This window comes from Pseudobutyrivibrio ruminis CF1b (genome assembly GCF_000424005.1).
Classification (GTDB): Bacteria; Bacillota; Clostridia; order Lachnospirales; family Lachnospiraceae; genus Pseudobutyrivibrio; species Pseudobutyrivibrio ruminis_C.
On sequence record NZ_AUJB01000008.1, the window covers coordinates 686,728 to 711,810 of the forward strand.

Genomic DNA, 25,083 nt, shown 5'->3' on the forward strand with positions numbered 1-25,083 from the left:
AAATAATTGATTTCAAGACAGGAGTATGCTAATATAACTCCTGTCTTTTTTCGTTACATCTAAACATAATCCCCCAGGAGATTAATTGTATAGTATTGTTAAAACTGCTACCATTTTTGGTATCGATTCTAAAATTATATCTGTAGAAGCAGATATTTCTGAAGGTATGCCTATGTTTGATATGGTTGGCTACCTTTCATCAGAGGTGAAGGAGGCAAGAGAGCGTGTAAGAGCAGCTCTTAAAAATGAAGGTTATGCCCTCCCTATTAAGAGAATCACCGTTAATTTATCCCCGGCAAGTATTAGAAAAACTGGTGCAGGATTTGATTTACCTATCGCAGTTGCCATATTATCGGCCATAGGCATCATTAACTGTGACAGGTTGGAAAATGTATGCATATGTGGAGAAATTGCCTTAGACGGCAAAATTCAGCCTGTAAACGGCGTGTTATCCATGGTAATCGAGGCTAAAAAGAACAATATTGAAGTTGTTATCGTTCCTGAAGACAATTTAATGGAAGCAAGACTTGTTCCAGATATTGTTACTATCGGCGTAAGTCAGCTGAAAGATGTTATTGATTTATTAAATCAAGGACAATTTAAAATGAAGGAACTGAATGTCGATATTCAGGGCAAAGTAAAAGAGGAAGCGTACGATTTTTCAATGATAAATGGACAGCAGGCCTTACGACGCGCCTGTGAAGTGGCCATTTCCGGTATGCATAATTTGTTGATGGTAGGCCCACCAGGAGCTGGAAAATCAATGATTTCAAAATGTATTCCATCAATTTTACCACCCATGGATTCAGAGGAGCAGATGGAGCTGTCGAAGATTTATTCCGTTTCAGGAATGTTTGACGAGCGTATGGGATTGCTTACAAACAGGCCATTTAGAAGTCCTCATCATACAATTTCAGCACAGGGACTTGTGGGAGGAGGCCATATCCCTAAGCCAGGGGAGATATCCCTAGCCCACGGCGGAGTATTGTTTTTAGACGAGCTTACAGAATTTAGTAAAGCTACATTGGAAATCTTAAGACAGCCTTTGGAAGATAAGAAAGTAAATATAGCAAGAGCCCAGGGCAGTTTTACATTCCCAGCAGATTTCGTTCTGGTGGCAGCCATGAACCCTTGCTCCTGCGGTTATTATCCTGATTTAAACAGATGTCACTGCACCAGAATGTCTATACAGAGATATTTAAACAAGGTGTCGCAGCCATTATTGGACAGAATAGATATTTGCGCAGAGGCTCCAACACTTAATTTTGGGATGATTAATAAAAAGCAGGATAACGAATCTTCAGCAGATATAAGAAGCAGAGTCATAAGAGCACATGAAATACAGCGTAAGAGATATGCTGATTATGGATTCAGATTTAACAGCCAGATTCCAAGTAATTTAATGGAAACATTTTGTGCTTTGGGAGATGAAGAACTGGATTACATGGAAGAGATGTATGAGAAATATTCTCTGACAGCCAGAACCTATCATAAGGTACTTAAAGTGGCCAGAACCATTGCAGATATGGCAGGAAGTGAAGATATCGGTTTTGTTCATCTGCAGGAAGCTATTTTGTATCGTGGACTGGATAAGAAATATTGGGAGGAGTGCTAGTATGAACGAAATTGTATATCAGCACTGGTTCCTTTCCAATGAGGATATTGCTTTTACCAGAAAATCAAAATTAATAGATTATTTTTATGATTCATATCATATTTACCATGCTACAAAGAAGGAATTGCTTGATTCAAATCTTCTTGATGAAAAAGAGGCAGACGTTTTTATATCAAACAGGGAAAAATATGATTTAGCAGGAGAATATGAGGAATTTACACATACTCCTTTTTCATTTATCACTATAGAGGATAAAAAATATCCCGAGAAGCTTAAAAACATATATGAACCGCCTTATGGACTTTTTTATGTGGGAAAGCTGCCTGATTTTGAAAGGTGTGTTTCTATTGTAGGCGCAAGACGTTGCAGTGCTTATGGCAAAAAGGTCGCCCAGGATTTGGGAGAAGCCCTTGGTAATGCAGGCTATACTGTGATTAGTGGTATGGCCAGGGGAATCGATTCTTATGGGCACAGAGGATGTCTTGCTGCAGGAGGAAATACAGTTGCTGTATTAGGTTGTGGATGCGATGTAGTCTATCCTTCTGAAAATAGATTATTATATGAAGAGATTGCTAAAAATGGAGCAATACTTTCGGAATATCAGATTGGAAGCTGCCCAAAAGCTTGGAATTTCCCGCTTAGAAACAGAATTGTATCCGCCTTGTCTGATGTAGTAATAGTTGTTGAGGCCAGAGAGAAATCAGGTTCATTAATAACTGCAGATTTTGCACTTGAACAGGGAAAAGATATTTATGTTGTTCCAGGCAGAATTGGGGATTCTCTTTCAGAGGGATGCAACAAATTGATTACTCAGGGAGCAGGAGTCATATGTAATGTAAATCAATTTATTAATGAATTGGCAGAGGCATATGGACAACCAGTAAAGAAGCATACGTCAAGAAAGTCTGAAGGAATTAAATTGGATAAGAATCTAAGCAAAATCTATAATATGTTCGATTTATATCCTAAGAGTCTTGCCACGGTGTTAGAGGAAAGCGGGATGGATTATCTTCAGCTTTTATCAGCTGTTCTCACTCTTGAACGCATGGGATTGCTTTCCGAGGCCTTCAAAAATAATTATATAAAACAATTGTAATTTCGTATCGATTTTTGTGAAAAGGATTTAAATGTTCTGTCAATAATTAAAGTTTTTCTTGAAAATAGAAATTTGTTGTTGTATAGTGAGTAACGTTTCAATATAATATTGGAGCGAAACTAAAAAATGGAGATGGAGTTTCTATGGCAAAAAATCTGGTTATCGTAGAGTCGCCAGCAAAGGTGCATACCATTAAAAAGTTTTTAGGAAGTAATTACGAGGTAATGGCTTCTCAGGGACATGTAAGGGATATGCCAAAGTCTCAGCTGGGATTTGATCCTGAAAATGATTTTGAACCTAAATATATAACAATAAGAGGAAAGGGCGAGTTACTTGCAGCACTTCGTAAGGAAGTGAAGAAGGCAGACAAAATCTTTCTCGCAACTGATCCCGACCGTGAGGGTGAAGCTATTTCTTGGCATCTTACTCACGCACTTAATTTACAGGACAAAAAGGTATACCGTATTACCTTTAACGAAATTACAAAGACTGCTGTTAAGAATTCACTTAAGAATCCTAGAGAAATCGATATGGATTTGGTTGATGCCCAGCAGGCACGTCGTATGCTTGACAGAATGGTAGGTTATGAAATCTCACCACTTCTTTGGGCTAAGGTTAAGAGAGGTCTTTCAGCAGGACGTGTACAGTCTGTTGCTCTTAGAATTATCTGCGACAGAGAAAAAGAAATTGAACAATTTATTCCTCAGGAATACTACACACTTGATGTGCTTTTAAATACAGCAGGTGCAAAGAAGCCTATCGTTGCCAAGTATTATGGCGACAAGACTGGAAAGAAGGATATTTCCGATAAGGAAAGCCTTGATAAAATTATGGCCGAGCTTAATGGAGCTGATTTCAAAATCGCTTCTATTAAGAGAGGTACCCGTGAAAAGAAGGCACCACTTCCTTTCACAACATCTACTATGCAACAGGAAGCTTCAAAGGCTTTGAATTTCTCAATTCAGAAGACTATGAGCGTTGCACAGCAGCTTTATGAAGGTGTTAGCGTTAAGGGCCACGGCACAGTGGGTCTTATCACATATCTTCGTACTGATTCTACACGTGTTTCTGATGAGGCTAAGGCCGCTGCAGAAGAGTTTATTTCTGCAAATTACGGAGATAAGTACTTATCTGAAACAGCAGGTAATGCTAAGAAGAATAGCAGTAAGGTACAGGATGCTCACGAAGCAATTCGTCCAGCAAACATTGAGCTTGTTCCTTCAGAGATTAAGGACAGCCTTACACGTGATCAGTACAGATTGTATCAGCTTGTTTGGAAGCGTTTCGTTGCCAGCCAGATGGCAAATGCTCTTTATGATACAGTATCACTTAGCGTTTCAGCTAAGGATCAGGTGTTTACAGCATCTGAATCATCAATCAACTTTGATGGTTTTATGATGATTTATACAGCTGCAGATGATGAGGAGGATTCTAAGACTCATCCACTTGCAAAGCTTACAGAGGAGACTGAGCTTTCCTTCAACAGCTTTGAGGAGAAGCAGCACTTTACCCAGCCATCGCCACATTTTACTGAGGCATCATTGGTTAAGACTTTAGAGGAGCTTGGAATTGGTAGACCTAGTACTTACTCACCTACAATTACAACTCTTTTAAAGAGACATTATATTACAAAGGAAGCTAAGAACCTTTTCGTTACTGAGCTTGGTGAGGTAGTTAACTCTATCATGGTTGATTCATTCCCAATCATTGTTGACGATAAGTTCACTGCTAATTTAGAGCTTCTTTTGGACGGCGTTGAAGAGGGCACCGTAGAATGGAAGTCAGTTGTCAGAAATTTCTATCCAGATTTGGAGAAGGCAGTTAAGATTGCCGAGGAAGAGCTGGCAAAGGTTGAAATTCACGATGAGGTTACTGATGTTATCTGCGAGGAATGCGGAAGAAACATGGTAATCAAGTTTGGACCTCACGGAAAGTTCCTGGCATGTCCTGGATTCCCTGAGTGTCGTAATACAAAGCCATTCTTAGAGAAGATTGGAGTTCCATGTCCTAAGTGTGGCGGAGATGTTGTAATTAGAAAATCTCAAAAGGGCAGAAAGTTCTTTGGCTGCGCTAATCACCCAGAGTGTGATTTCATTAGCTGGTCAAAGCCAACGACTGTTAAATGTCCAAAGTGTGGCACCTATATGGTAGAAAAGGGCAATAAGCTTGTTTGTGGAAACGACGAGTGCAGATTTGTCCAGAGTCAAAATTAACCTGTGAATATTTAAAATATTCTGAAATTAATTGAAATTTGACACATTAAGTGCTATAATTTGTACAATTCAGAATTGACTTTAGAAGTCAGGGGAAAAACAGATGCTATGAAAGGTTTGCATTTTGTTTTATTTAGGAGGAATATATTTAAATGAGTGTACAGTTATTAGACAAGACTAGAAAGATTGGAAAGCTTCTTCACAACAATAATTCATCGAAGGTAGTTTTTAACGATATTTGTTCAGTATTAACAGAAATCCTTGATTCTTCTGTACTTGTTATTTCTAAGAAGGGAAAGGTTCTTGGTCTTTCACACCTTCCAAACACAACAGAAATCGGTGAGCTTATCGTTGATGAGGTTGGTGGATTTATCGATCCACTTTTAAATGAGAGATTACTTTCTATTCTTTCAACAAAAGAAAATGTAAATCATAAAACTCTTGGCTTTGAGAAGTCTGATATTGATATGTATTCTGCAATCATCGCTCCAATCGATATCGCTGGTGAGCGTCTTGGAACCCTTTTCGTTTACAGATTTGACAAGCAGTACGATATCGACGATATCATCCTTACAGAGTATGGCACAACAGTAGTTGGTCTTGAGATGATGCGTTCAGTAAATGAGGAGTCAGCAGAGGAGAATCGTAAGCTCCAGGTTGTAAAGAGTGCTATTTCAACACTTTCATACTCAGAGCTTGAAGCAATCATTCACATCTTTGATGAATTAGATGGTAACGAAGGGGTGTTGGTTGCATCAAAAATTGCCGATAGAGTAGGTATAACAAGATCAGTTATCGTAAACGCTCTTCGTAAGTTTGAGTCAGCAGGTGTTATCGAGTCTCGTTCATCAGGTATGAAGGGAACATACATCAAGGTTCTTAACGATGTTGTATTTGATGAACTTGAGGAAATTAAGAAGAATAAATAATTAAAATTCATTAGCTATATATAAAATGGATTTGTGTTTTAAAAGGACTTAAGAAATTTTCTTAAGTCCTTTTGTGTTTCTTAAGTTATATTACACAACTTTTACACAATAATGTATTATCATGAATAATATTCTAATAATAATCATTATAAATTGAAAAGCGACACTACTTATTGTGGCTATTGTTTACAATATACACAATATAATGTAAAAGGTGTTTGAAATTTCAGAAAGCTTTCAATATAATGAAGTTAAAGTAGTCTAGGAGGTGTACGGGTATGATTATGTCGGATGCTTTTTCTTACGTAAATGCTCTGGATTGTGCAGCTGACGCCAGCTGGCGCAGACAGACACTTATTCTGAATAATTTAGCCAATGAAGATACCCCTGGATATAAGAGAAAAGATATTGAGTTTGCAAGTGTCTTGAAAAAGGAATTGTTGGGAACCCATGAAAGGACTCTGGACAGAGCTGTCAACAAACTGGACGATGATGGCAATCATGTAGACGGCTTTGAGTACACTGATTACGAGACATTTTCTTACAGACTGGATCGAAATAATGTAGATCCTGATACAGAGAATGTTGAGCTTGCATCAGAAACACTTCGTTATCAGGCGTACACCACAAGCATATCAAACGAATTCGAAAGATTTTCAATTGTATGTAGCAAGTAGTGTGTTTGATTAGGAGGTGCCTATGGGATTATTTCAACCTTTTGATATCTGTGCTACAGGAATGACAGCTCAGCGATTTCGTATGGATATTATTGCTGAGAATATTGCAAATGTAAGTACTACACGTACCGAAAATGGAGGTCCTTACAGAAGAAAGATAGTTACCTTTAAGGAAAAGAACTATCATGCAGGAATTCCTAATTTCAAAAATATCTTAAATGATAAGACCATGCATTATTACGGCAATGGTGTAAAGGTTAGCAAGGTTTCTGAGGACACAGAAACAGATTTTATTATGGAATATGACCCATCTCATCCAGATGCAGATGAGAATGGATATGTTAGATACCCTAATGTTAATACAGTTACTGAGATGACAAATCTCATAGATGCAAGCCGTTCTTACGAGGCTAATGTAACAGCATTTAATGCCATTAAATCCATGGCTGGATATGGTATTCAGATTGGTCAGCGATAATTGATTGTAGTATGTAATGGGGGACGCATATGGATATTTCTTCACTTCAGAGTTTATATGGTGGTACACCTGTAAAGGATACAAGAACACCAAAGGTAGATGCCACAACTGGATTCCAGAGTATGCTTGATTCAGTTATGGGATTACTTGAAGATACTAATGCATTACAAAAGGCTGCCAACAGGGAGCAGGTAGCATTTCAGCTTGGAGAGACAGACAACACACACGATTTAATGATTGCAGAAAAGAAGGCAAATACTGCATTGCAGTACACTGTAGCGGTTCGAGATCGAATTCTTGAGTCTTATCAACAGATTATGCAGATGCAAGTATAGCATGCTTTTTTTAACAGCTTGTCTGTTATAAAAAAGTATGCTCAAGAAGTGCCCCATTCGCGGAGCGAATTATAATGGCACTTTTTCCTTGGAAGAATAGGTGCTTTAGCACCGAGAGATTATTATGGTAATTATGTGAGAATGGTATTTTTTAATGTGTTGTAGGGGAGAGAGTCTATGCCAGAACAAATTCAGGCTATTTTAAACAGACTTTTAGAGTGGTGGAGAAAGTTTACTAGGCGACAGCAGGTTTTGATTATTTCAATAACTGCTGTTGTTATTGTGTCATTTATTATTTTGGCTGTAGTAATCACAAGGCCAACAATGATGCAGCTTGTGGTCTGTGAAGATGGAAAGCAGGCAGCAGCTGTTAAGGAACTTCTGGAAACAGAAAAAATCATGTATGAGACTTCTCCAGATGGTTTCACATTCTACATAGACGAGAAGGATGAGGGCCGTGCCAACGTGCTTCTTGGTTCTAATGAAATTCCAACATCAAAGTATTCCGTGGACAACGTATTTGACGGTGGCTTTTCAGCTACTGAAGCTGATAAGCAGAAGAAATACAAGAAGTATTTAGAGGAACAGTTTGCAACTGACCTTGAAGCTTTTGAAATGATTGACAAGGCCAGAGTTACTCTGAATATACCTGAAGACGACGGTACTATTATTGCAAGAGATCAGCCTGGCTGGTCATCTGTAATTCTTACCTTAAATTCACCTATTTCAGAGGAAACTATAGAAGGCTTGGCCAGACATCTGGCAACAAACCTTGCTAATGAAACCACTGATAACATCACAATTATGGATACTGAAGGAAATCTTTTGTATCCAAATGCTCAGATGGGTACAGCAGGAGCATCAGCATCGGCTAATCAGGATGCAAGAGATAAGGCCAGAGCAGAGATTGTAAACCGTGTTCAGACTGTTCTTGAAGGAACAAATCTGTATGACGCAGTTTCTGTTGGCGTTAACCTTTCAATGAGCTTTGATGAGAATAGCTACGTTCACTATGATTACTCAGTTGATGAAGGTCGTACAGAAGGTTATCTGGACTGGGAAAAGGGATCAAGCTCTAGCTCAACAGGTGGTAGCGGTGGTGTTCCAGGTACAGATTCAAATGATGATGATACCACCTATGTAATTGAGGATGAAAATAAGACTCAGGCTTCTACAGAAGATTTCGAGAAGGATTATTTACCTGATGAGAAGATTACTACTCATAAGGATGAAATAGGAAAGCAGAGTCTGGAGGATTCTTCGATTTCTGTTACCTGTAAGAAGTTCGCTATTTACAACGAAGATAAGATGGAAAAGGATGGCACGTTGACGGAAGCAGGACAGACCTTTGATGAATTTGTAAAAGCAAATTCAAACCCTGTTCAGCTTGAGGTTACTGATGACATTATTGAGGTTGTAGCCAGAACTACTGGTTTCCCAACATCAAATGTTAAGGTTGTAGCCTACGAGATTCCAATGTTTCAGTATTCTGAAGGACCACCAATCTCAGTGACAGATATTATTCAGATCGTACTGGCAGCTCTTATCTTTGCAATGCTTGGCTTTGTTGTATTTAGAAGTCTTAAGACAGAAGAAGAGGAGCCTGTGGAACAGGAGCTCACTATTGATGATCTTATTGCTTCAACTGCTCAGGAAGAGGAGGAGGAGCTTGAAGATATTGGTTACACAGAGAAATCTGAAGCCCGCATACTTATTGAAAAGTTTGTGGATGAGAAACCAGAGGCTGTTGCTCAGCTTCTGAGAAACTGGCTAAACGAGGATTGGGGATAAGGTTATGGCAACTGAAGACATGAATGGCGTTCAAAAAGCCGCTATACTTTTAATCGCCCTAGGACCAGAGAAATCAGCTCAGATATTTAAGCATCTCAAGGAAGAGGAAATCGAGGAACTTACACTGGAGATTGCAAATACGAGAAGTATTTCTCCTGCTCTCAAGGAAGAGGTTATCGAAGAATTTTATCAGGTATGTCTTGCTCAGCAGTACATTGCCGAAGGTGGTATCGGTTACGCTAAAGAGCTTCTGGAGAAGGCTCTTGGTGATGACCGCGCCCAGGATGTTATTACAAAGCTGACAGCATCACTGCAGGTTCGTCCATTCGAATTTATTCGAAAGACAGAGCCTTCTCAGGTGCTGAACTTCATTCAGGAAGAGCATCCACAGACTATTGCAATGATTCTGTCTTATCTGTCTGCTGGACAGGCATCGCTTATCATCGGCGCCTTGCCTCCTGAAAAACAGGCTGACGTTGCAAAACGTATTGCGCTGATGGATAGAACCAGCCCAGAAGTAATTAAAGAGGTTGAGAGAGTTCTAGAAAGAAAGCTTTCATCTCTTATTAATCAGGATTACACTATCGCCGGCGGCGTAGATGCGGTAGTTAATATCCTTAATACTGTTGACCGTGGTACTGAAAAACGTATCATGGAGTCTCTTGAAATTGAAGAGCCAGAGCTTGCTGAGGAAATCAGAAAGAAGATGTTCGTATTCGAGGATATCCTTCTTCTGGACGACAGAGCTATTCAGCGTGTGCTTAGAGACGTTGATAACTCAGACCTTGGCGTTGCGCTTAAGGGAGCTAATGATGAGGTTCAGGCTGCAATCTTTAAGAATTTGTCTTCTCGTCTTGCTGCTATGATCAAGGAAGACATGGAATTCATGGGTCCTGTTCGTATGAAGGATGTTGAAGAAGCTCAGCAGAAGATAGTAGGTATTATCAGAAAGCTTGAGGATTCTGCAGAGATTGTAATTTCTAGAGGAGGCGGCGATGAGCTCATTGTCTAGTAACAATGTCATCTATGGCTTTTTGGTTGCTCCAAATGTGCCAGACGAAGAGACTGGTGAAAAAGATGAACTTATAATTGATTCCAATGCTCTTGCAAAAGAGTTGATTCTTAAGCAGGAAAAGGCATATAAGGCAAAGCTTTTGGAGGAGGAACGCGAGCGTCGTTTAGAGGCTATGCGTGAATCTGGAGCAGAGATTCCAGAAGGGATGGATCCGGATGAATTTTTAGGTCTTGCAGATACTATTATGCAGGATGAAGAGGAAGAACCGGAAGATTATGGCCCTGCCAGAGAGGAAATAATCGCAGAAGCACAGGAAGAAGCTCAGAGGATAATAGAGGATGCAAATGCGCAGGCGGAGGAGATTGTAAATGCTGCCCAGTTAAATGCAGATGCTATGAAGAACCTTGCACGTCAGGATGGTGAGAAGGAAGGCTATAACGAGGGTACTCAAAGAGCTGCTCTGGAGCTTAAGGAATCTCAGGACAATATGCAGATGGAAATTCAGCGTATTGAAAACGATTACATGCAAAAACAAATTGATATGTCTCATGAAATAGTGGAAATGTGTCTACCTGTATTTGAACACGTTTTTTCAGCTGAGCTATCAGGAAAAAAGGATGTTTTATATCACCTTTTAGATCATTGCATTATGAAAATTGAACGCACTGGACAAATGCAGATAAAAGTCAGTGATGCCAATGCAGAATTTATAAAGGGAAAGAAGGAAGAAATTCAAGGGAAAGTTGGAGCCGAAGTGGGGCTTGATATCATTGCAGACCCACTTTTAAATGATAGTCAGTGTATTATTGAGACAGACGGCGGCATTTTTGATTGTAGCATTGATACAGAGTTAGATAATCTTATCAGGGAAATTAGAGCCCTAAGCTAGGAGGCACAGTGGACCAGGGATTATTGATGCAGCTGACAGAGAAGGATTACTTTAAATCTCTTGGCAAAGTTGTAAAAGTAGTAGGACTTACAATTGAATCAGTGGGACCGGAGGCAAAGCTCCGCGATTTGTGCGAAATAATCGTGGAGGGCTCTGACCAGCGTATTAAAGCAGAGGTTGTCGGATTCAAAGACAAACGTCTGCTTTTGATGCCTTATGAGAATGTGGAAGGAATCGGCGTTGGCTGTATGGTTGAAAACACCGGACATCCTCTTGGGGTTAATGTTGGAGACAAGCTTTTGGGACATCTGGTAGATGGACTTGGTGTGCCTTCCGATGTTGATGATCTTACAGAATTTGAAAATCTGGTAGAGTATCCAGCCGAGGCGGACCCTCCAGATCCTATGGCAAGAGTAATTATAAAAGAACCTCTTTCACTAGGAGTTAAGGCTGTTGATGGTCTTATAACAGTTGGTAAGGGCCAGAGAATTGGTATATTTGCAGGTTCCGGTGTGGGTAAATCCACTCTTATGGGTATGTTTGCACGTAACACAAAGGCCCAGATAAATGTTATCGCCCTTATTGGCGAGCGTGGCCGAGAAGTTCGAGAGTTCGTTGAAAACGATTTGGGACCTGAAGGTATGGCACGTTCAGTTGTAGTTTGTGCCACATCTGACAAGCCAGCTCTTATTAGAAAAAAGGCAGCCCTTACTGCAACTGCAATCGCTGAATATTTCAGAGACCAGGGCAAAGATGTGCTTTTGATGATGGATTCACTTACCCGTTTTTCCATGGCACAGCGCGAAATCGGTCTGGCATCAGGCGAGCCTCCAGTTACTAGAGGATATCCTCCTTCAGTTTATTCTGAGATGCCTAGACTTTTGGAAAGAGCAGGTAATTCAGCTGTTGGTTCCATTACGGGTCTTTATACAGTTCTTGTAGATGGTGATGATTTCAATGAGCCTATTACAGATACAGCCCGTTCGATTTTGGATGGACATATTGTTCTCAATCGTAAGCTGGCACAAAAGAATCATTACCCAGCTATCGATGTGTTACAGTCCATTTCCAGAGTTATGTCTGCTGTGGCAACACCTGAGCACAAGGCTATTGCCGGTAAGCTGAAAAATGTCCTTGCTACATATCAGGAAGCTGAGGATCTTATAAATATTGGAGCATATAAAAATGGCTCAAATAAAGCGATTGATTACGCTATCAAGAAGATTGACGCTGTAAATGAATTCCTGCTGCAGGCAACTCATGATAAGTTCGATTATGATGAGATTATTCAGCAGATGACAGCAATCTTCAATGATTAGAGGTGGTGATAATGGCAAAGTTTGTTTATCGAATGCAAAATATCCTTGAACTGAAGCAAAAAATTGAGGAGCAGGAAAAGGCAAACTTTGGTATGGCAACAGCCAGGTTTAACCAGGAACAGGAAAAGCTGAGGCAGCTAATGATAAAGCAGGCCGCCTATGAGCGACAGCTAAAAGAGTTATCAATTGGAAATATTGATATAAAAGCAATCAAAACCTGTAAAAGTGCTATTACTTCAATGAAGGTGGCACTAAGAGATCAAATGATAGAGGTTTCAAAGGCTCAAAAGGCTATGGAAAATGCCAGAAAGAAACTAAATGCTGTCATGATGGAAAGAAAGATGCATGAGAAGCTTAGAGAACATGCTTTTGAAGAATTTTTAGATGAAATGGACCGTGAGGAAAGCAAAATTACGGATGAGTTGGTTAGTTATACGTATTTCAACACAGAAAAAGAGGATGAGTAAGTTATGGCAGATGAAGCACAGGTACCTGAGGAAGTAGCAGCACCAGCCGCTAATACAGGTGATGAAAAGGCTGATAAAAAAGCCGAAAAAGAAGCAAAAAAAGAAGCTAAAAAAGCTGAAAAGGAAAGACGTAAGGAAGCCAAAAAGAATGGTGAGGTATTGCCAGAGGATGAGGAACGCTTAGGAATTGGTGGCGGAATCATCATGGCATTTGTTGTGTTGCTTATTATTCTGATTTGGCTTGTTATTTTTGCATTTCTTGTAAAGATGGATGTTGGTGGCTTTGGCTCATCAATACTATTTCCTGTGCTCAAGGATGTACCTTATGTAAACCAAATATTACCAGGTATTGAGGAATACTTACCGCAGGAGGTAGAGGATAACCCTTATTCACAATACGATACTGTGGAGAAGGCAATAGAGCGTATAAAAGAACTTGAAACTGAAGTTGAGCAGCTTAAGACAGCTGGCAACGAAAACAGCGATTATATTGCAGAATTAGAAGCCGCCTCAGCAGAGCTTGCAGAGTACAAAGCAAACGAAGCAGCCTTTGAAGAAATTAAAGAAAAATTTTATGAGGAGGTTGTTTTTTCTGAAAACGCACCCGATATAAATGAATATAAGACGTATTATGAATCCATCGAGCCAGATAACGCTGCAGCAATTTATAAGCAGGTTATTTCACAGCTCCAGACCGACAAGGAAATCGAGGATTACGTAAAGACTTACACAAGTATGAAGGCTAAAAATGCAGCGGCAATCTTCGATGAGATGACAGATGATTATGACCTGGTTTGCGAGATACTTCAGGCAATGGATGCTAGTACACGTTCTAGTATTCTATCAGCAATGGATGCGAAAAATGCAGCAATACTTACAAAGATGATGGAGCCTTAATCCTAAAAATACGTTTTATAGCAACTTGAAAACAGAATATGTGAAAGGAGGGATTACATGACGAGTAGCAATGTTTCCAATTTGCTGGTTCAGGTAAGCCAAATCGATGTATCACTTACATCTGATAAAGCTACAGGAAAAGTTGATGCAGGCTTATTTGAAAAAACATTGAAGGGCGTTGCTGATAAAGTCCCAAGTGCAGGCTCAGATATCAATTCTGCACTTCCACAGAAACAGGTAGAGAAAAAACCAGTTTCAGTCGATAGTTCAAAACAAAATGTTAGAACTACCAAACAGGAAGAACAACCGATGCCGGATAAAACAGAGGTTGCAGAAAAAATTGAGGCGGTAGTAGAGGAAGTCAAGGAAATAATAAAAGACCAACTTGATGTGACCGAAGAAGACATCGAGAAGGCAATGGAAAACCTCGGGCTAACCTTTATTGATCTTCTTAATCCACAGAACCTAGCACAGCTTGTATCAGAGTTAACAGGAGAAACCGAATCTATAACTCTCGTGTTAAGCGATGATTTTGCTGAGATTTTAGACAAAGCTACGGATCTTTCAAACCAGCTGTTTGAAGAAACAAATAATTCCTTTGTTCAACTTAAGGAACTGATATCACAAATGGATGATAAGGTGATAATCACCGAAGAACCTGTCCAGGTAACTGCGGACGCTGAAATTCCTGAAACTGTTCAGCCAAATGTAATGGTTGAGGATGACAAACCAGTTCTTCAGGATGATTTAAACCAGCAGTCTACAGTTCAGGTGATTCAGGAAGAGGTAAAACCTGTAGAAAAGCAGGCAGCTACTGTTGTTGAAGAATCTACACCGGTTTTAGAGACTGTTGAAGATTTAAAACCTGTGGAGGAAAATCAGAATCAGCAGAACAATCAGACCAAAGATGAGCCAAAGGAAGAAAGTACTCAGAGCAATTTCAAAATGCCTGAGAAAACACAAAATGAATCTCATTTAGTAAGAGAAGAAGGAATTCTTCCACCTCAGCAGAATATTCAACCACAGTATGTATCAGAAAATTCTGCGGTTACTTTACCAACTGGGGAAACGGTAAAGACTGAAGATATTGTGAACCAGTTAGTTGAACAGGCTAAGGTAATGACAGATTCAGAATCTACCACCATGGAAATGACCTTAAATCCTGAGGGATTAGGAAAGATTTACCTGGAGGTTACTCAGAGAGGCAGCGAAATTACAGCAAAGATTTTCACAGAAAATGATGCAGTAAAAGCCGCTCTGGAAAGCCAGATGGCAGCCCTGAGAACAGAAATGAATCAGAGCTCAGCCAAAGTTACTTCCATTGAGGTTTCTGTAGGAACTCACGAGTTTGAGAGAAATCTTGATGAAAATGGAAGAGAGGGTTCAAGAAATCAGGAGCAGAATTCAGGACAGTCTTCACGAAGAACAAACCGCATAGATATCAATAGTCTTGATGATTTAGCAGGTTTGATGTCAGAAGAGGATGTTTTGATAGCTCAGATGATGAAGGATAATGGCGGAACATTAGACTTCATGGCTTAATCCAAAGGAAAGGAGATTTTGATGGCAAATAATTTATTAGTTGGTGCCGTAAAAAATGGGGAATATACAAAGACCCAGGCATCACAGGACGCTACAAAAGCCAATCAAACTGCATCTACTTCAAAAACCGAAGAAAAACGTGACACTGGATATAACAAGGATATGTTTTTACAGCTTCTGGTAGCTGAAATGCAATATCAGGATCCATTACAGCCTAGCGACAACAGCGAATATGTTGCACAGCTTGCATCATTCACACAGGTTGAAGCGATGCAGACCTTACAGGACAATATGGAGACTATCCAGAGTAACAGTATTGTTGGAAAGGTTGTAGCACTTAATATTGATGGACAGGAAGTAACCGGAAAGGTTGATTTTGTTCAAAAGGATGACAAAAAAGGAATGATGCTTTCCGTTGACGGCAATCTTTATGAAATGTCCAAAATGATATCTGTAATTGATTCAGATTATTACAATGCCAAGTACCTGGCAAATCTTCTTACAGACGCAATCAAGAAGCTTCCTGAAGCAGAACAGGTAACTGTAAGGGACGAGAAGGCAATTACAGAAACAGCAGAAATTTACAATGCTATGAATGATTACGATCTTAGCTTTGTAGATGAAAAGATACTAAAAAAATACAACGAGGTTATTACACAATTTGCAAAGCTTATGCAGGGGCAGACAGCCGAAAATCTTGAAAAGAAGGCTGATGAAACTAAGGAAGCTGATAAGACAGACGAGAAGACAGAGACAACAGAAAAGATTGACACAAGCGATGCAACAGAGGTTTAGTTTAGGAGGCGTATATGAGTAATTTAAATATTAATCCAAATTTTACCTCCATTGAGAAGGTAGCTGGAACCTATCTCAATCCAGCAGCCGAGTCCAGGCCACTTGGTAATTTAAATGGTGCAAGTTTTGAGGATATATTTAAGCAGAAGCTTCAAAGTGCTTCAGAACTTAAATTCTCTAAGCATGCAGCACAAAGGCTTGATGACAGAAATATCGAGCTCACGGAGGAGCAATCCCTTAGGCTAGAAGAGGGAGTCATGAAGGCTTCAGAAAAAGGGATTACTGATTCGCTGGTATTAGTTGATACATTAGCTTTTATAGTTAACGTACCAAATCAGACCGTAGTAACAGCTATGGATCAGACTGAATCAGATGAGAACATTTTTACCAATATTGACGGTGCTGTTATAGTTTAGCTGGACCTTATGGAAGCTAATTGTCGCTGACTGACAGAGGCGACAGACACAGCACCTCCCGTGAGGAGGTCATTAGTTATGATGAGATCACTTTTCTCTGGTGTAGCTGGTCTTAAGACTCACCAGACAAAGATGGACGTTATCGGTAATAATATCGCTAACGTTAACACAGTTGCGTTTAAATCTTCTGCAACAACTTTCTCTGATATCATGTATCAAACTACACAGCAGGCATCCGGTGCAACAGCAACCCGTGGTGGTACTAACGCTAAGCAGATAGGTCTTGGTGTTACTAATGGTGCCACTAAGGTTACTATTACATCTGCAGGTGCTGCACAGTCTACAGGCGATGCTCTTGATATCAGACTTACAGATGCTAATTCTACAAACTTCTTTATCGTTAATAACGGTTCCCAGAACTTATTTACAAGAGCAGGTTCGTTCTATATTGATGGAAATGGCAACCTTGCAATGACAACAACTGGATATCTTGTAATGGGCTGGCAGGTAGATCCTGAGGATCCAGCAAACATTATTAAGGATACAGTTTCAGCTCTTAGAGTTATGAAGACTGAGAACCTTACATCTGCACCTGAGGCAACAACAGCTGCCAATTTCGCAGGTGTTATCGATAAGAATGACAGCCAGTTCGAAAGTACTGGTGGTTACGTAAGAACATTTACACTTTATGATAATCTTGGATATTCATATACTGCAAAGTTTTCTATCAAAAAAATAGATGGAACAATGGGTAAGTATACTATCGAGCTTACAAGCGTATTGGATCAGGATAATCATGATATTTTGGCTGATTATATTGAAGGCGGCGGAAATAAGGAAGATATTTTCGGTGCTGCAGGTCTCACAACAAAGACATACAAATTTACGTCAGCTGTTAAATGGCAGACATATGATACAAGTGATGCTGCTAATCCAAAATCTGGCTGGGTATTTACAGATGCTGCTAATGGTAACAAAAAATATTTGTTACAGCAGGGCGGAACTGCAGGTACAGCTATAACAATTGCACCAATTAACAGTGATGGTTCATTAGGCCAAGCAGAGGGTTATGATTCTGCCAGCCATACAATCAATGGAATCACATTAACACAGTTATTTGGCGCATCAGCTGACGATTTGGAGACCATTGAAGGTGATCCTGACTGGTCAGGAGTAGATTTAAGCACATCTACTTCAGAGACTTCTGTACAAATTTCATACAGAACAGTAAATTATGGTCTCCAGTTTGATACCCAGGAAGGTACAATTATCACTGCAGGTAATGACGGCGGCACTAAATTAATGTTTAATGCAGCTCTTCTTGGACCAAACAGAAGTGATACAGACCCTCAAACTGGTGAACTTGTAAATAATGCCATGTCTAACATTGAAATCGAGTTTGGAAGCCTATTAAATTATGATAACAAGGGTACTTCAACTGTTGTTGCTAACCGTGGTATTCCTGATGGTTCTTCAATGAGAGGCGAAGGTAAGAAACTTGGTACAATGACAGGACTTTCTGTTCAGAATGATGGTAAGATTTATGGCTCATATAGTAATGGTAATACAGTTCTCTTGGGACAGATTGCAGTTGCACAATTTGCTAATGCATCAGGTCTTGAGGAGAAGGGTGATAACTGTTACGATACAACACTTAACTCTGGTGAGTTTGATGGTATTGGTATCGACATTTCTGCTGATGGTTCTTCAATGAACACAGGTCAGCTGGAAATGGCCAATGTAGACCTTTCAAGTGAGTTTACAGATATGATTACCACACAGCGTGGTTTCCAGGCGAATTCACGTATCATCACTGTATCAGATACAATGCTTGAGGAGCTAATAAACCTCAAGAGATAATTTATTGACACTTTTTGAAAGAGAGGGCATAGCCCTCTCTTTCTTAATTTTTTATAAAAATCTGAAAAATTTGTGAATATTCTATATATAGTGGTTTGGACATAAAAATTACACAATAATATGAGACCATTTTCATAAGAAAAGTAGACAATAATGTACGAATCTAGTAAAATAATCACAAAAGTGTATACCGAGTAATTCTATACAGATTATTCTGGATTTTCGCATTAGAGGCTAATTTCTAATTCATTTGCAAGGTGGTGAGAGTTTGGATATAGCTTCACTTATCGGCTTAGGACTTGGTGTTGTAATGGTTATTTTCGGTATCGTTTCATCAGGTGGTGTAGCCGCAATGGCAAACTTCATAGATGTTCCATCTGTAATTATTACAATTGGAGGTTCCTTATCTGCCTGTATTACTTGTAATAAGATGCCTGATTTCATTGCTGGCCTTAAGGGTATTGGTATTGCTATAAAAGAACCACCTGTAGGAAATGCAGCAGACACAATTGGCAATATTATAAACCTTGCCAATATTTCACGTAAAGAAGGTATTCTTGCTCTTGAAGAGGCTGCTCATAGTATTGAAGATGAGTTCCTGAAAAAGGGAATTAACCTTGTAGTTGATGGTACTGATCCAGAACTTGTTAGAGCCATTTTGGAAACCGATATGAGCTGTCTTGAAGACAGACATAAAAAGGTTATCGGTTTCTACAGTAAATGGGGTGAAATGGGACCTGCCTGGGGCATGATTGGAACCCTTGTTGGTCTTGTAAATATGTTACAGAACCTTGAGGATGCGTCTACAATCGGTCCTAATATGGCGGTAGCATTACTTACAACATTGTACGGTTCACTTATTGCAAACTGGTACACAGGCCCTGTTGGTACAAAACTAGGCGTAGACAACGCGATAGAAATTATGATGAAGTCAATAACCGTGGAAGGCCTCCTTTCTATTCAGGCCGGCGAAAATCCACGTGTTATAGAGGAGAAACTTAAATCATTCCTTCCACCTTCTGCTAGAGAAGGCGTCGGCGGCGGCGACGGAGGAGGTGAGGGCTAATGGCAAAGAAGCAAAAGCAAGAAGAAGCTCCTGCTGGGTCTCCTGCCTGGATGGCCACTTTCTCCGACTTAATGAATCTGTTGCTTTGCTTCTTCGTTTTGCTTTTCTCTATGAGTAGTACTGATACAGCAAAATTTGAGGAAGTAATTGCAAGTATTCAGTCGAGCTTTAGTATTTTTTCTTCTGGTGGAAGCTCCATTGGCGAAGGTCATATGATTTCATCTGGTATAAGCCAGCTTGAAATGTTTGATGATTATTTCAAAAGTGTAACTGATGGAGAAGATGAGGATTTTGAGCACCAAGGAGCATCTGATCAACAGACGGAAGGGGAGCGGTCAGATGATGGCACCCTTACAGAAAACGGAGCTAATACAGAAAATGGCTCTCAGACTGAAGAGGGGCAAAGCCCTGGCGATACGTCCCAGCAGAATGTGGGAAATAAAGATATTTCAGTTGCTGAGGCCAAAGAAGCCCTTAAAGAAGCTGGAAATTTAGAAAGCGAACAGATTGCTGAAGAAATAGAAGAACAGCTTAAGTTACATGGACTTCAAGATCAGGTAGAGGTTGATTTTAATGCTGAATACGTAATGATTACCATAAATGGTGCGTTGCTTTTTGAATCAGGAAAGGCGTATTTGGCAAAGGATGCTGTTGCAATTATAGATAATTTGGCAGCTATTTTATCTGATTATAATCAAAACATTATAGAGGTTGAAGGACACACAGATAATGTTCCGATGCATTCGGGTACATATGAGAACAACGATGTATTGTCTATGTACAGAGCGCTGTATGTAGCTGACAGAATTAGGGAAAAGACAAATCTCAATCCTGCACATATTAAATCTGCTGGACGTGGTGAGTATCTTCCAATTGCAGATAACAGTACAGCGGAAGGCAGGGCAAGAAATAGACGAGTAGAAATTAAGATATTTAATAAATATTCATCCGATTTTGGCTCAGACGCTGTCGTTGATGAGTAGAAAGGGGACCGGGCATGAAAAAGAATTTGATTACGGTAGTAATACTTGCTTTGGTTGTAGTAAATCTAGTTCTTACAGCGGTTCTTACAATTACTATTATTCCGGAGACACAAAAGGCTAATGAGCTTATCACAAAAGTGTGTTCGGCAATTGATCTTGATTTGGTGGCTGGAGATACAGCTGGTTCTCTTGCTATAAATGTCGAGAATATGGTTGATTACCCTATTAACTCAGGTTCGACATTAACAATCAATTTAAAGGACGGCGGAGATGGAGAGGCTCATTATGCAGTACTTGGAGTCTCATTATCCCTTGATAATCAAAATGAGGACTTTACCAAGTATGGTGATGGTAACGGAAACCTTAGTACTTACGACAATATCTTAGCTGATACCATTAAGACTATCGTTGCGGCACATACAATTGATGAAATGAGAAACAATGAAGAGGGTGTAAAGGAAGAAATCCTTGAGGCTATTCAGTCATTGTTTAAGTCTTCATTTGTCGTTCGAGTAAACTTCTCTAGTGCTACATATCAGTAAACTGATTAGCACAATTTTAGGGCGGAATGGTGGTGAGAAAGCTTGGGTGACGTTCTTTCACAAAACGAAATAGATAATCTGCTTCATGCGTTAACAAGTGGTGAGCTTGATGCTGAAGAGATTAAAAACAACAAAGAGAAGCCTGTAAAGAACTATGATTTTGCCAGACCTTCAAAGTTTTCAAAAGAGCATCTTCGTACAATGGAGATTATCTTTGAACACTATGGTCGATTGCTTTCCACCAATTTACCAATCTTTCTCAGAAAGAATATACAGATAGAGGTAATGAACTCCGAGGCTGTTACTTACATGGAATTTTCAAATTCTCTATCGAATCCTGTTCTTTTAGGTGTAGTTGATTTTTCTCCTTTGGAGGGAAATATTATCGTAGAAATGGCATCCAACCTTGGATTTGCCATGGTAGACAGAATGCTTGGAGGTGTAGGAGAGCCTCTTGATAAAGTAAGAGATTTCTCCGAAATTGAGCTTTTGCTCATTGAAAGAATCATGACCTCCTGCGTAGAGCTCTTGAGAGAGCCATGGGAAAACGTATTAGACGTTCACCCAAGGCTGGAGCGAATCGAGACAAACTCTCAGTTCGCACAAATTATATCGCCATCAGAGATGATAGCGATTGTCACCTTGAATATTAAGATAGGTGATGTGGAAGGCCTTATGAATATTTGTCTTCCATTTATTACTTTAGAGCCAGTTATGGACAAATTGAACACAAAGTTCTGGTATAGTAGTCAAAAGGAGAAAACGGGAGCAAGTTTTTCAGATACTGTTGAAGCACTTATTAGCAAGGCTAAGATACCTGTAAAAGCAATTCTTGGCAACAGTGTTATAACAGTAGCAGATTTTTCCCAACTCCAGGTAGGCGACATAGTAAAACTAGATACAAAGGTTGACGAAGAGCTGGATGTTTTTGTGGGCGACATTAGGAAATTCGCTGCCCTTCCAGGTGCTTCAGGAAAAGAATATGCAGTAAGAGTTACACAAATCATAAGAGAGGAGTAGCGAATGGGAGACGGTGTATTATCACAGGATGAGATTAATGCACTACTAAGTGGTGGAATCCCCGATGCTGCACCAGCTGATGATGGTGGTGGAGATTCTGGCGGAGGAGCCGGTGGTGAGCTTTCAACCCAACAGATTGATACTATCGGTGAAGTTGCCAATATCAGCATGGGTAGTGCGGCGACATCATTGTTCACGCTTGTTAATTTAAAGGTTGAGATTTCTACTCCTGTAGTTTCAGAGACAAATTGGGATGATCTGGCATCAAATTATACAGAAAGCTGTGTAGTTGTTCGTATCGGATATACCAAAGGTATTGATGGTAGTAATGTCCTTGTATTAAAAGAGAACGATGTAAAAGTAATCACAGACCTGATGATGGGTGGTGATGGTACCAACACCGACAGCGAGATTACTGAATTACATCTTTCCGCTATATCAGAAGCCATGAACCAGATGATGGGTGCGTCAGCGACCTCCCTTTCATCAATGCTTGGCATGATGGTTGATATTTCTCCACCAACGGCTACCCTTACAGATTTAAGTACCATTAGCCCTGGTGAGATTGATGCATTCTTAGAGAACAATTTCGTAAGAATTGCATTCAAGATGGAAATTGGAGATTTAGTTGATTCAGAAATGATGCAGCTGTATCCAGTTTCTCTTGCAAAGGAAATGTGCGACGCTGTTCAAAACACAATGGAAAGTGATTCAAATTCCACTGTGGACAGCGGAGTGGCCGCAGAACCAGCACCAGCTCCAGCAGCACCACCTCCAGAGGCAGCTCCTCAGGCGGCTGCAGCGCCTCCTCCACAGGCAGCTCCTCAAATGGATCCAAACATGATGGCTGGTCAGCAAATGCCACCATACATGTACATGCCGCAGCCAACAATCAATGTACAGCCTGCGCAGTTCACACCGTTTGGACCAGGTTTTTCTGCACAGTTCGCGCAGGAAAATATTGACCTGATTTTAGACGTACCACTTGATGTTACAGTCGAATTAGGTCGAACCAACAAGACAATCCAAGATATTTTGGATTTTGCTCCAGGTACTATCATCGAGCTAAATAAAATAGCCGGTGAACCAATAGATGTACTTGTTAATGGCAAGTATGTGGCCAAAGGTGAAGTAGTTGTAATTGAAGAATCCTTTGGAGTACGTATTACAGAAATCATCAAAGAATAAATACATATTTAAGGAGATGAAGACATGGCAAAAAACATTTTAATCTGTGACGATGCTGCTTTCATGAGAATGATGATCAAGGACATTCTCACAAAGAATGGCTACAATGTAGTCGGCGAAGCTGAGAACGGTAAGATTGCTGTTGATAAGTATGCCGAGCTTACACCAGACCTTGTTCTTCTGGATATCACAATGCCAGAAATGGATGGTATTGGTGCATTAAAGGCCATTAAAGAGAAGGATCCAAACGCTTGCGTTATCATGTGTTCTGCTATGGGTCAGCAGGCCATGGTTATCGAGGCTATTCAGTCTGGAGCAAAAGACTTTATCGTTAAGCCATTCCAGGCAGAGAGAGTTCTCGAAGCTGTTAAGAAGGTAATTGGATAATTATGCTTTTTCTTTCTTCTGCTGGTGAGAGTTTTCTTCAGTTAATATTTGTATTAATTGTATTTGTCGGTGTTCTTGCAGTTACCTACTATGTAACAAAATGGATAGCCGGCTACCAGAAGACCCAGTGCTTCAATAAAAACCTTGAAATTATTGAGGCAATTAAAATCTCCAGCAATAAATATGTTCAAATTATAAGAGCCGGTCAGGATAGATATTTCCTCATTGCCATTGGCAAAGATGAGGTCGTACCTCTGGGAGAAATATCATCCGACCAGCTTAAAGAAATCGAAGAGGGGGAGGCAACTCCAATAACACCTGTCGATTTCAAAAGCGTATTGGACAAATTCTCAAAGAAGAAATAATAACATCGTTGGGGCAGATTATGTTATGAATAAAATCAAAAAGGTGTATTTAGTCTTCAGTATTATTTTTGCAACTGTAGTTGTTTGTTATACCCTTTGTTCTACTGGAATTACAGTGCAGGCAACAGAATACAACGACACCCAGTATGGGGCAGCAAACGAAACTTACGGTGCCACTGAAAATGCACCAAATGCTTCGGATGAAGTTGTTGGCGAAAGAAATGGTTTTACATTAACGTTCAATGGCGAGGATGGAAATTTTTCTTCCACCCTTAGGATGTTATTGGTTTTAACAATCCTTACATTGTCGCCTTCAATTCTCATAATGTTAACTTCCTTTACCAGGTGCGTAATAGTTTTACACTTTGTTCGCGCTGCTATTGGAACTAACACAGCGCCTCCGAATCAGGTATTGATAGGCTTGGCGTTGTTTTTAACATTATTCATTATGTCTCCGGTGCTGACCACAATTAAAACCGAGGCAATTGATCCTTTTGATGCAGGAGAGATTACCCAGCAGGAAGCAATTGATGCAGCTATTGCTCCTGTAAGAGAGTTTATGTATGGTCAGACTCAGACTAAGGATTTAAATTTGTTCTGTGATATAGCTGGTATTACCTATGAAAAAGATCATTATGATGATGTTCCTTTCACCGTTGTAGTTCCAGCATTTATATTATCAGAACTGAGAACAGCCTTTATTATCGGCTTTCTGATTTATGTTCCATTTATTGTTATTGATATGGTTGTAGCGTCAGTACTTATGTCAATGGGTATGATGATGCTTCCACCTACTACGATTTCATTACCGTTTAAGATATTACTATTTGTATTAGTAGATGGTTGGGATCTTGTTATTGGTGGACTGGTAAAGACATTCTATTAACGCTTTATCATTTCACCCGGGGGCTTTAGGAGAGTTTAGTTATGACTGAAGGACAGGTATTAGATATCATAAGAGATGCGGTTTATATGCTTCTGATTACATCTCTACCACTTTTGCTGGTATCCCTTACTATAGGTTTGGTCATCAGTATTTTTCAAACAGTCACATCTATTCAGGAGCAAACTCTTACATTCATTCCTAAGATTGTAGGGGTATTTGCGGCTCTTCTATTTTTCGGTCCATGGATGCTAACAGTGTTAACAGAATATATCACTGAATTGTGGTCAAATTTTAGTATTTATCTGGGCTAGA

Annotated in this window: 26 protein-coding genes; all 26 read left to right on the forward strand. The window is 39.8% G+C overall.

Going from position 1 to position 25,083, the window contains the following annotated elements:
- Positions 1-85: 85 nt before the first annotated feature.
- The 26 genes from G592_RS0105425 to fliQ all read left to right on the forward strand — a co-directional run bounded on the left by G592_RS0105425 (position 86) and on the right by fliQ (position 25,082).
- Positions 86-1,615, forward strand: a complete 1,530-nt coding sequence (locus G592_RS0105425; protein WP_028246916.1) for a YifB family Mg chelatase-like AAA ATPase — start codon at positions 86-88, stop codon at positions 1,613-1,615.
- 1 nt (position 1,616) lies between these two features.
- On the forward strand, positions 1,617-2,711 hold the full coding sequence (gene dprA, locus G592_RS0105430) for a DNA-processing protein DprA (protein ID WP_051194771.1): 1,095 nt from the start codon (positions 1,617-1,619) through the stop codon (positions 2,709-2,711).
- Positions 2,712-2,854: 143 nt separating this feature from the next.
- Complete coding sequence (gene topA / locus G592_RS0105435) at positions 2,855-4,924, forward strand: type I DNA topoisomerase (protein WP_028246918.1); 2,070 nt, start codon at positions 2,855-2,857, stop codon at positions 4,922-4,924.
- A gap of 152 nt (positions 4,925-5,076) precedes the next feature.
- Positions 5,077-5,853 carry a GTP-sensing pleiotropic transcriptional regulator CodY gene (gene codY / locus G592_RS0105440; RefSeq protein WP_028246919.1) on the forward strand — a complete coding sequence of 259 codons (777 nt, stop codon included), beginning with the start codon at positions 5,077-5,079 and terminating at the stop codon, positions 5,851-5,853.
- A 278-nt stretch (positions 5,854-6,131) separates the two neighbouring features.
- Entirely contained in the window at positions 6,132-6,530 is a 399-nt protein-coding gene (gene flgB / locus G592_RS0105445; protein ID WP_028246920.1) for a flagellar basal body rod protein FlgB, read from the forward strand.
- Positions 6,531-6,552: 22 nt separating this feature from the next.
- Positions 6,553-7,008 carry a flagellar basal body rod protein FlgC gene (flgC, locus tag G592_RS0105450; protein WP_028246921.1) on the forward strand — a complete coding sequence of 152 codons (456 nt, stop codon included), beginning with the start codon at positions 6,553-6,555 and terminating at the stop codon, positions 7,006-7,008.
- A 29-nt stretch (positions 7,009-7,037) separates the two neighbouring features.
- Positions 7,038-7,343, forward strand: a complete 306-nt coding sequence (locus G592_RS0105455) for a flagellar hook-basal body complex protein FliE (protein WP_028246922.1) — start codon at positions 7,038-7,040, stop codon at positions 7,341-7,343.
- 177 nt (positions 7,344-7,520) lie between these two features.
- The gene (locus G592_RS0105460; RefSeq protein ID WP_028246923.1) at positions 7,521-9,134 is read left to right on the forward strand and encodes a flagellar M-ring protein FliF C-terminal domain-containing protein; all 1,614 of its coding nucleotides are present in this window, start codon (positions 7,521-7,523) and stop codon (positions 9,132-9,134) included.
- Between the two features lie 4 nt (positions 9,135-9,138).
- On the forward strand, positions 9,139-10,146 hold the full coding sequence (gene fliG, locus G592_RS0105465) for a flagellar motor switch protein FliG (protein ID WP_028246924.1): 1,008 nt from the start codon (positions 9,139-9,141) through the stop codon (positions 10,144-10,146).
- A complete protein-coding gene (locus G592_RS16950; RefSeq protein ID WP_051194772.1) occupies positions 10,130-11,038 on the forward strand; it encodes a FliH/SctL family protein in 909 nt (302 codons plus the stop codon). The genes fliG and G592_RS16950 overlap by 17 nt, the downstream gene beginning before the upstream one ends.
- Before the next feature lie 26 nt (positions 11,039-11,064).
- Positions 11,065-12,357: a flagellar protein export ATPase FliI gene (fliI, locus tag G592_RS0105475; protein ID WP_036952037.1), complete on the forward strand. Its 1,293-nt coding sequence runs from the start codon at positions 11,065-11,067 to the stop codon at positions 12,355-12,357.
- An 11-nt stretch (positions 12,358-12,368) separates the two neighbouring features.
- Positions 12,369-12,824 (forward strand): flagellar export protein FliJ, encoded by a 456-nt coding sequence (gene fliJ / locus G592_RS0105480; RefSeq protein ID WP_028246927.1) that lies wholly within the window; start codon positions 12,369-12,371, stop codon positions 12,822-12,824.
- Positions 12,825-12,827: 3 nt separating this feature from the next.
- A complete protein-coding gene (locus G592_RS0105485) occupies positions 12,828-13,721 on the forward strand; it encodes a MotE family protein (RefSeq protein WP_028246928.1) in 894 nt (297 codons plus the stop codon).
- Positions 13,722-13,778: 57 nt separating this feature from the next.
- A complete protein-coding gene (locus G592_RS0105490) occupies positions 13,779-15,263 on the forward strand; it encodes a flagellar hook-length control protein FliK (protein WP_028246929.1) in 1,485 nt (494 codons plus the stop codon).
- Positions 15,264-15,284: 21 nt separating this feature from the next.
- A complete protein-coding gene (locus tag G592_RS16955) occupies positions 15,285-16,058 on the forward strand; it encodes a flagellar hook assembly protein FlgD (RefSeq protein ID WP_051194773.1) in 774 nt (257 codons plus the stop codon).
- A gap of 14 nt (positions 16,059-16,072) precedes the next feature.
- The gene (locus G592_RS0105500) at positions 16,073-16,474 is read left to right on the forward strand and encodes a TIGR02530 family flagellar biosynthesis protein (protein ID WP_028246930.1); all 402 of its coding nucleotides are present in this window, start codon (positions 16,073-16,075) and stop codon (positions 16,472-16,474) included.
- A 78-nt stretch (positions 16,475-16,552) separates the two neighbouring features.
- A complete protein-coding gene (locus tag G592_RS0105505; protein ID WP_028246931.1) occupies positions 16,553-18,334 on the forward strand; it encodes a flagellar hook protein FlgE in 1,782 nt (593 codons plus the stop codon).
- 268 nt (positions 18,335-18,602) lie between these two features.
- Positions 18,603-19,400: a motility protein A gene (locus G592_RS0105510; protein WP_028246932.1), complete on the forward strand. Its 798-nt coding sequence runs from the start codon at positions 18,603-18,605 to the stop codon at positions 19,398-19,400.
- Complete coding sequence (locus G592_RS0105515) at positions 19,400-20,383, forward strand: OmpA/MotB family protein (protein WP_028246933.1); 984 nt, start codon at positions 19,400-19,402, stop codon at positions 20,381-20,383. The genes G592_RS0105510 and G592_RS0105515 overlap by 1 nt, the downstream gene beginning before the upstream one ends.
- Before the next feature lie 14 nt (positions 20,384-20,397).
- Positions 20,398-20,925, forward strand: a complete 528-nt coding sequence (locus G592_RS0105520; RefSeq protein ID WP_028246934.1) for a flagellar basal body-associated FliL family protein — start codon at positions 20,398-20,400, stop codon at positions 20,923-20,925.
- A 42-nt stretch (positions 20,926-20,967) separates the two neighbouring features.
- The gene (fliM, locus tag G592_RS0105525; protein WP_028246935.1) at positions 20,968-21,945 is read left to right on the forward strand and encodes a flagellar motor switch protein FliM; all 978 of its coding nucleotides are present in this window, start codon (positions 20,968-20,970) and stop codon (positions 21,943-21,945) included.
- A gap of 3 nt (positions 21,946-21,948) precedes the next feature.
- Positions 21,949-23,133 carry a flagellar motor switch phosphatase FliY gene (gene fliY, locus G592_RS0105530; RefSeq protein ID WP_028246936.1) on the forward strand — a complete coding sequence of 395 codons (1,185 nt, stop codon included), beginning with the start codon at positions 21,949-21,951 and terminating at the stop codon, positions 23,131-23,133.
- Positions 23,134-23,157: 24 nt separating this feature from the next.
- A complete protein-coding gene (locus G592_RS0105535; protein WP_015549898.1) occupies positions 23,158-23,520 on the forward strand; it encodes a response regulator in 363 nt (120 codons plus the stop codon).
- 2 nt (positions 23,521-23,522) lie between these two features.
- On the forward strand, positions 23,523-23,885 hold the full coding sequence (locus tag G592_RS0105540) for a flagellar biosynthetic protein FliO (protein ID WP_028246937.1): 363 nt from the start codon (positions 23,523-23,525) through the stop codon (positions 23,883-23,885).
- A gap of 25 nt (positions 23,886-23,910) precedes the next feature.
- The gene (gene fliP / locus G592_RS0105545) at positions 23,911-24,771 is read left to right on the forward strand and encodes a flagellar type III secretion system pore protein FliP (protein WP_028246938.1); all 861 of its coding nucleotides are present in this window, start codon (positions 23,911-23,913) and stop codon (positions 24,769-24,771) included.
- A gap of 41 nt (positions 24,772-24,812) precedes the next feature.
- Positions 24,813-25,082 carry a flagellar biosynthesis protein FliQ gene (gene fliQ / locus G592_RS0105550; protein WP_028246939.1) on the forward strand — a complete coding sequence of 90 codons (270 nt, stop codon included), beginning with the start codon at positions 24,813-24,815 and terminating at the stop codon, positions 25,080-25,082.
- Position 25,083: the final 1 nt, after the last annotated feature.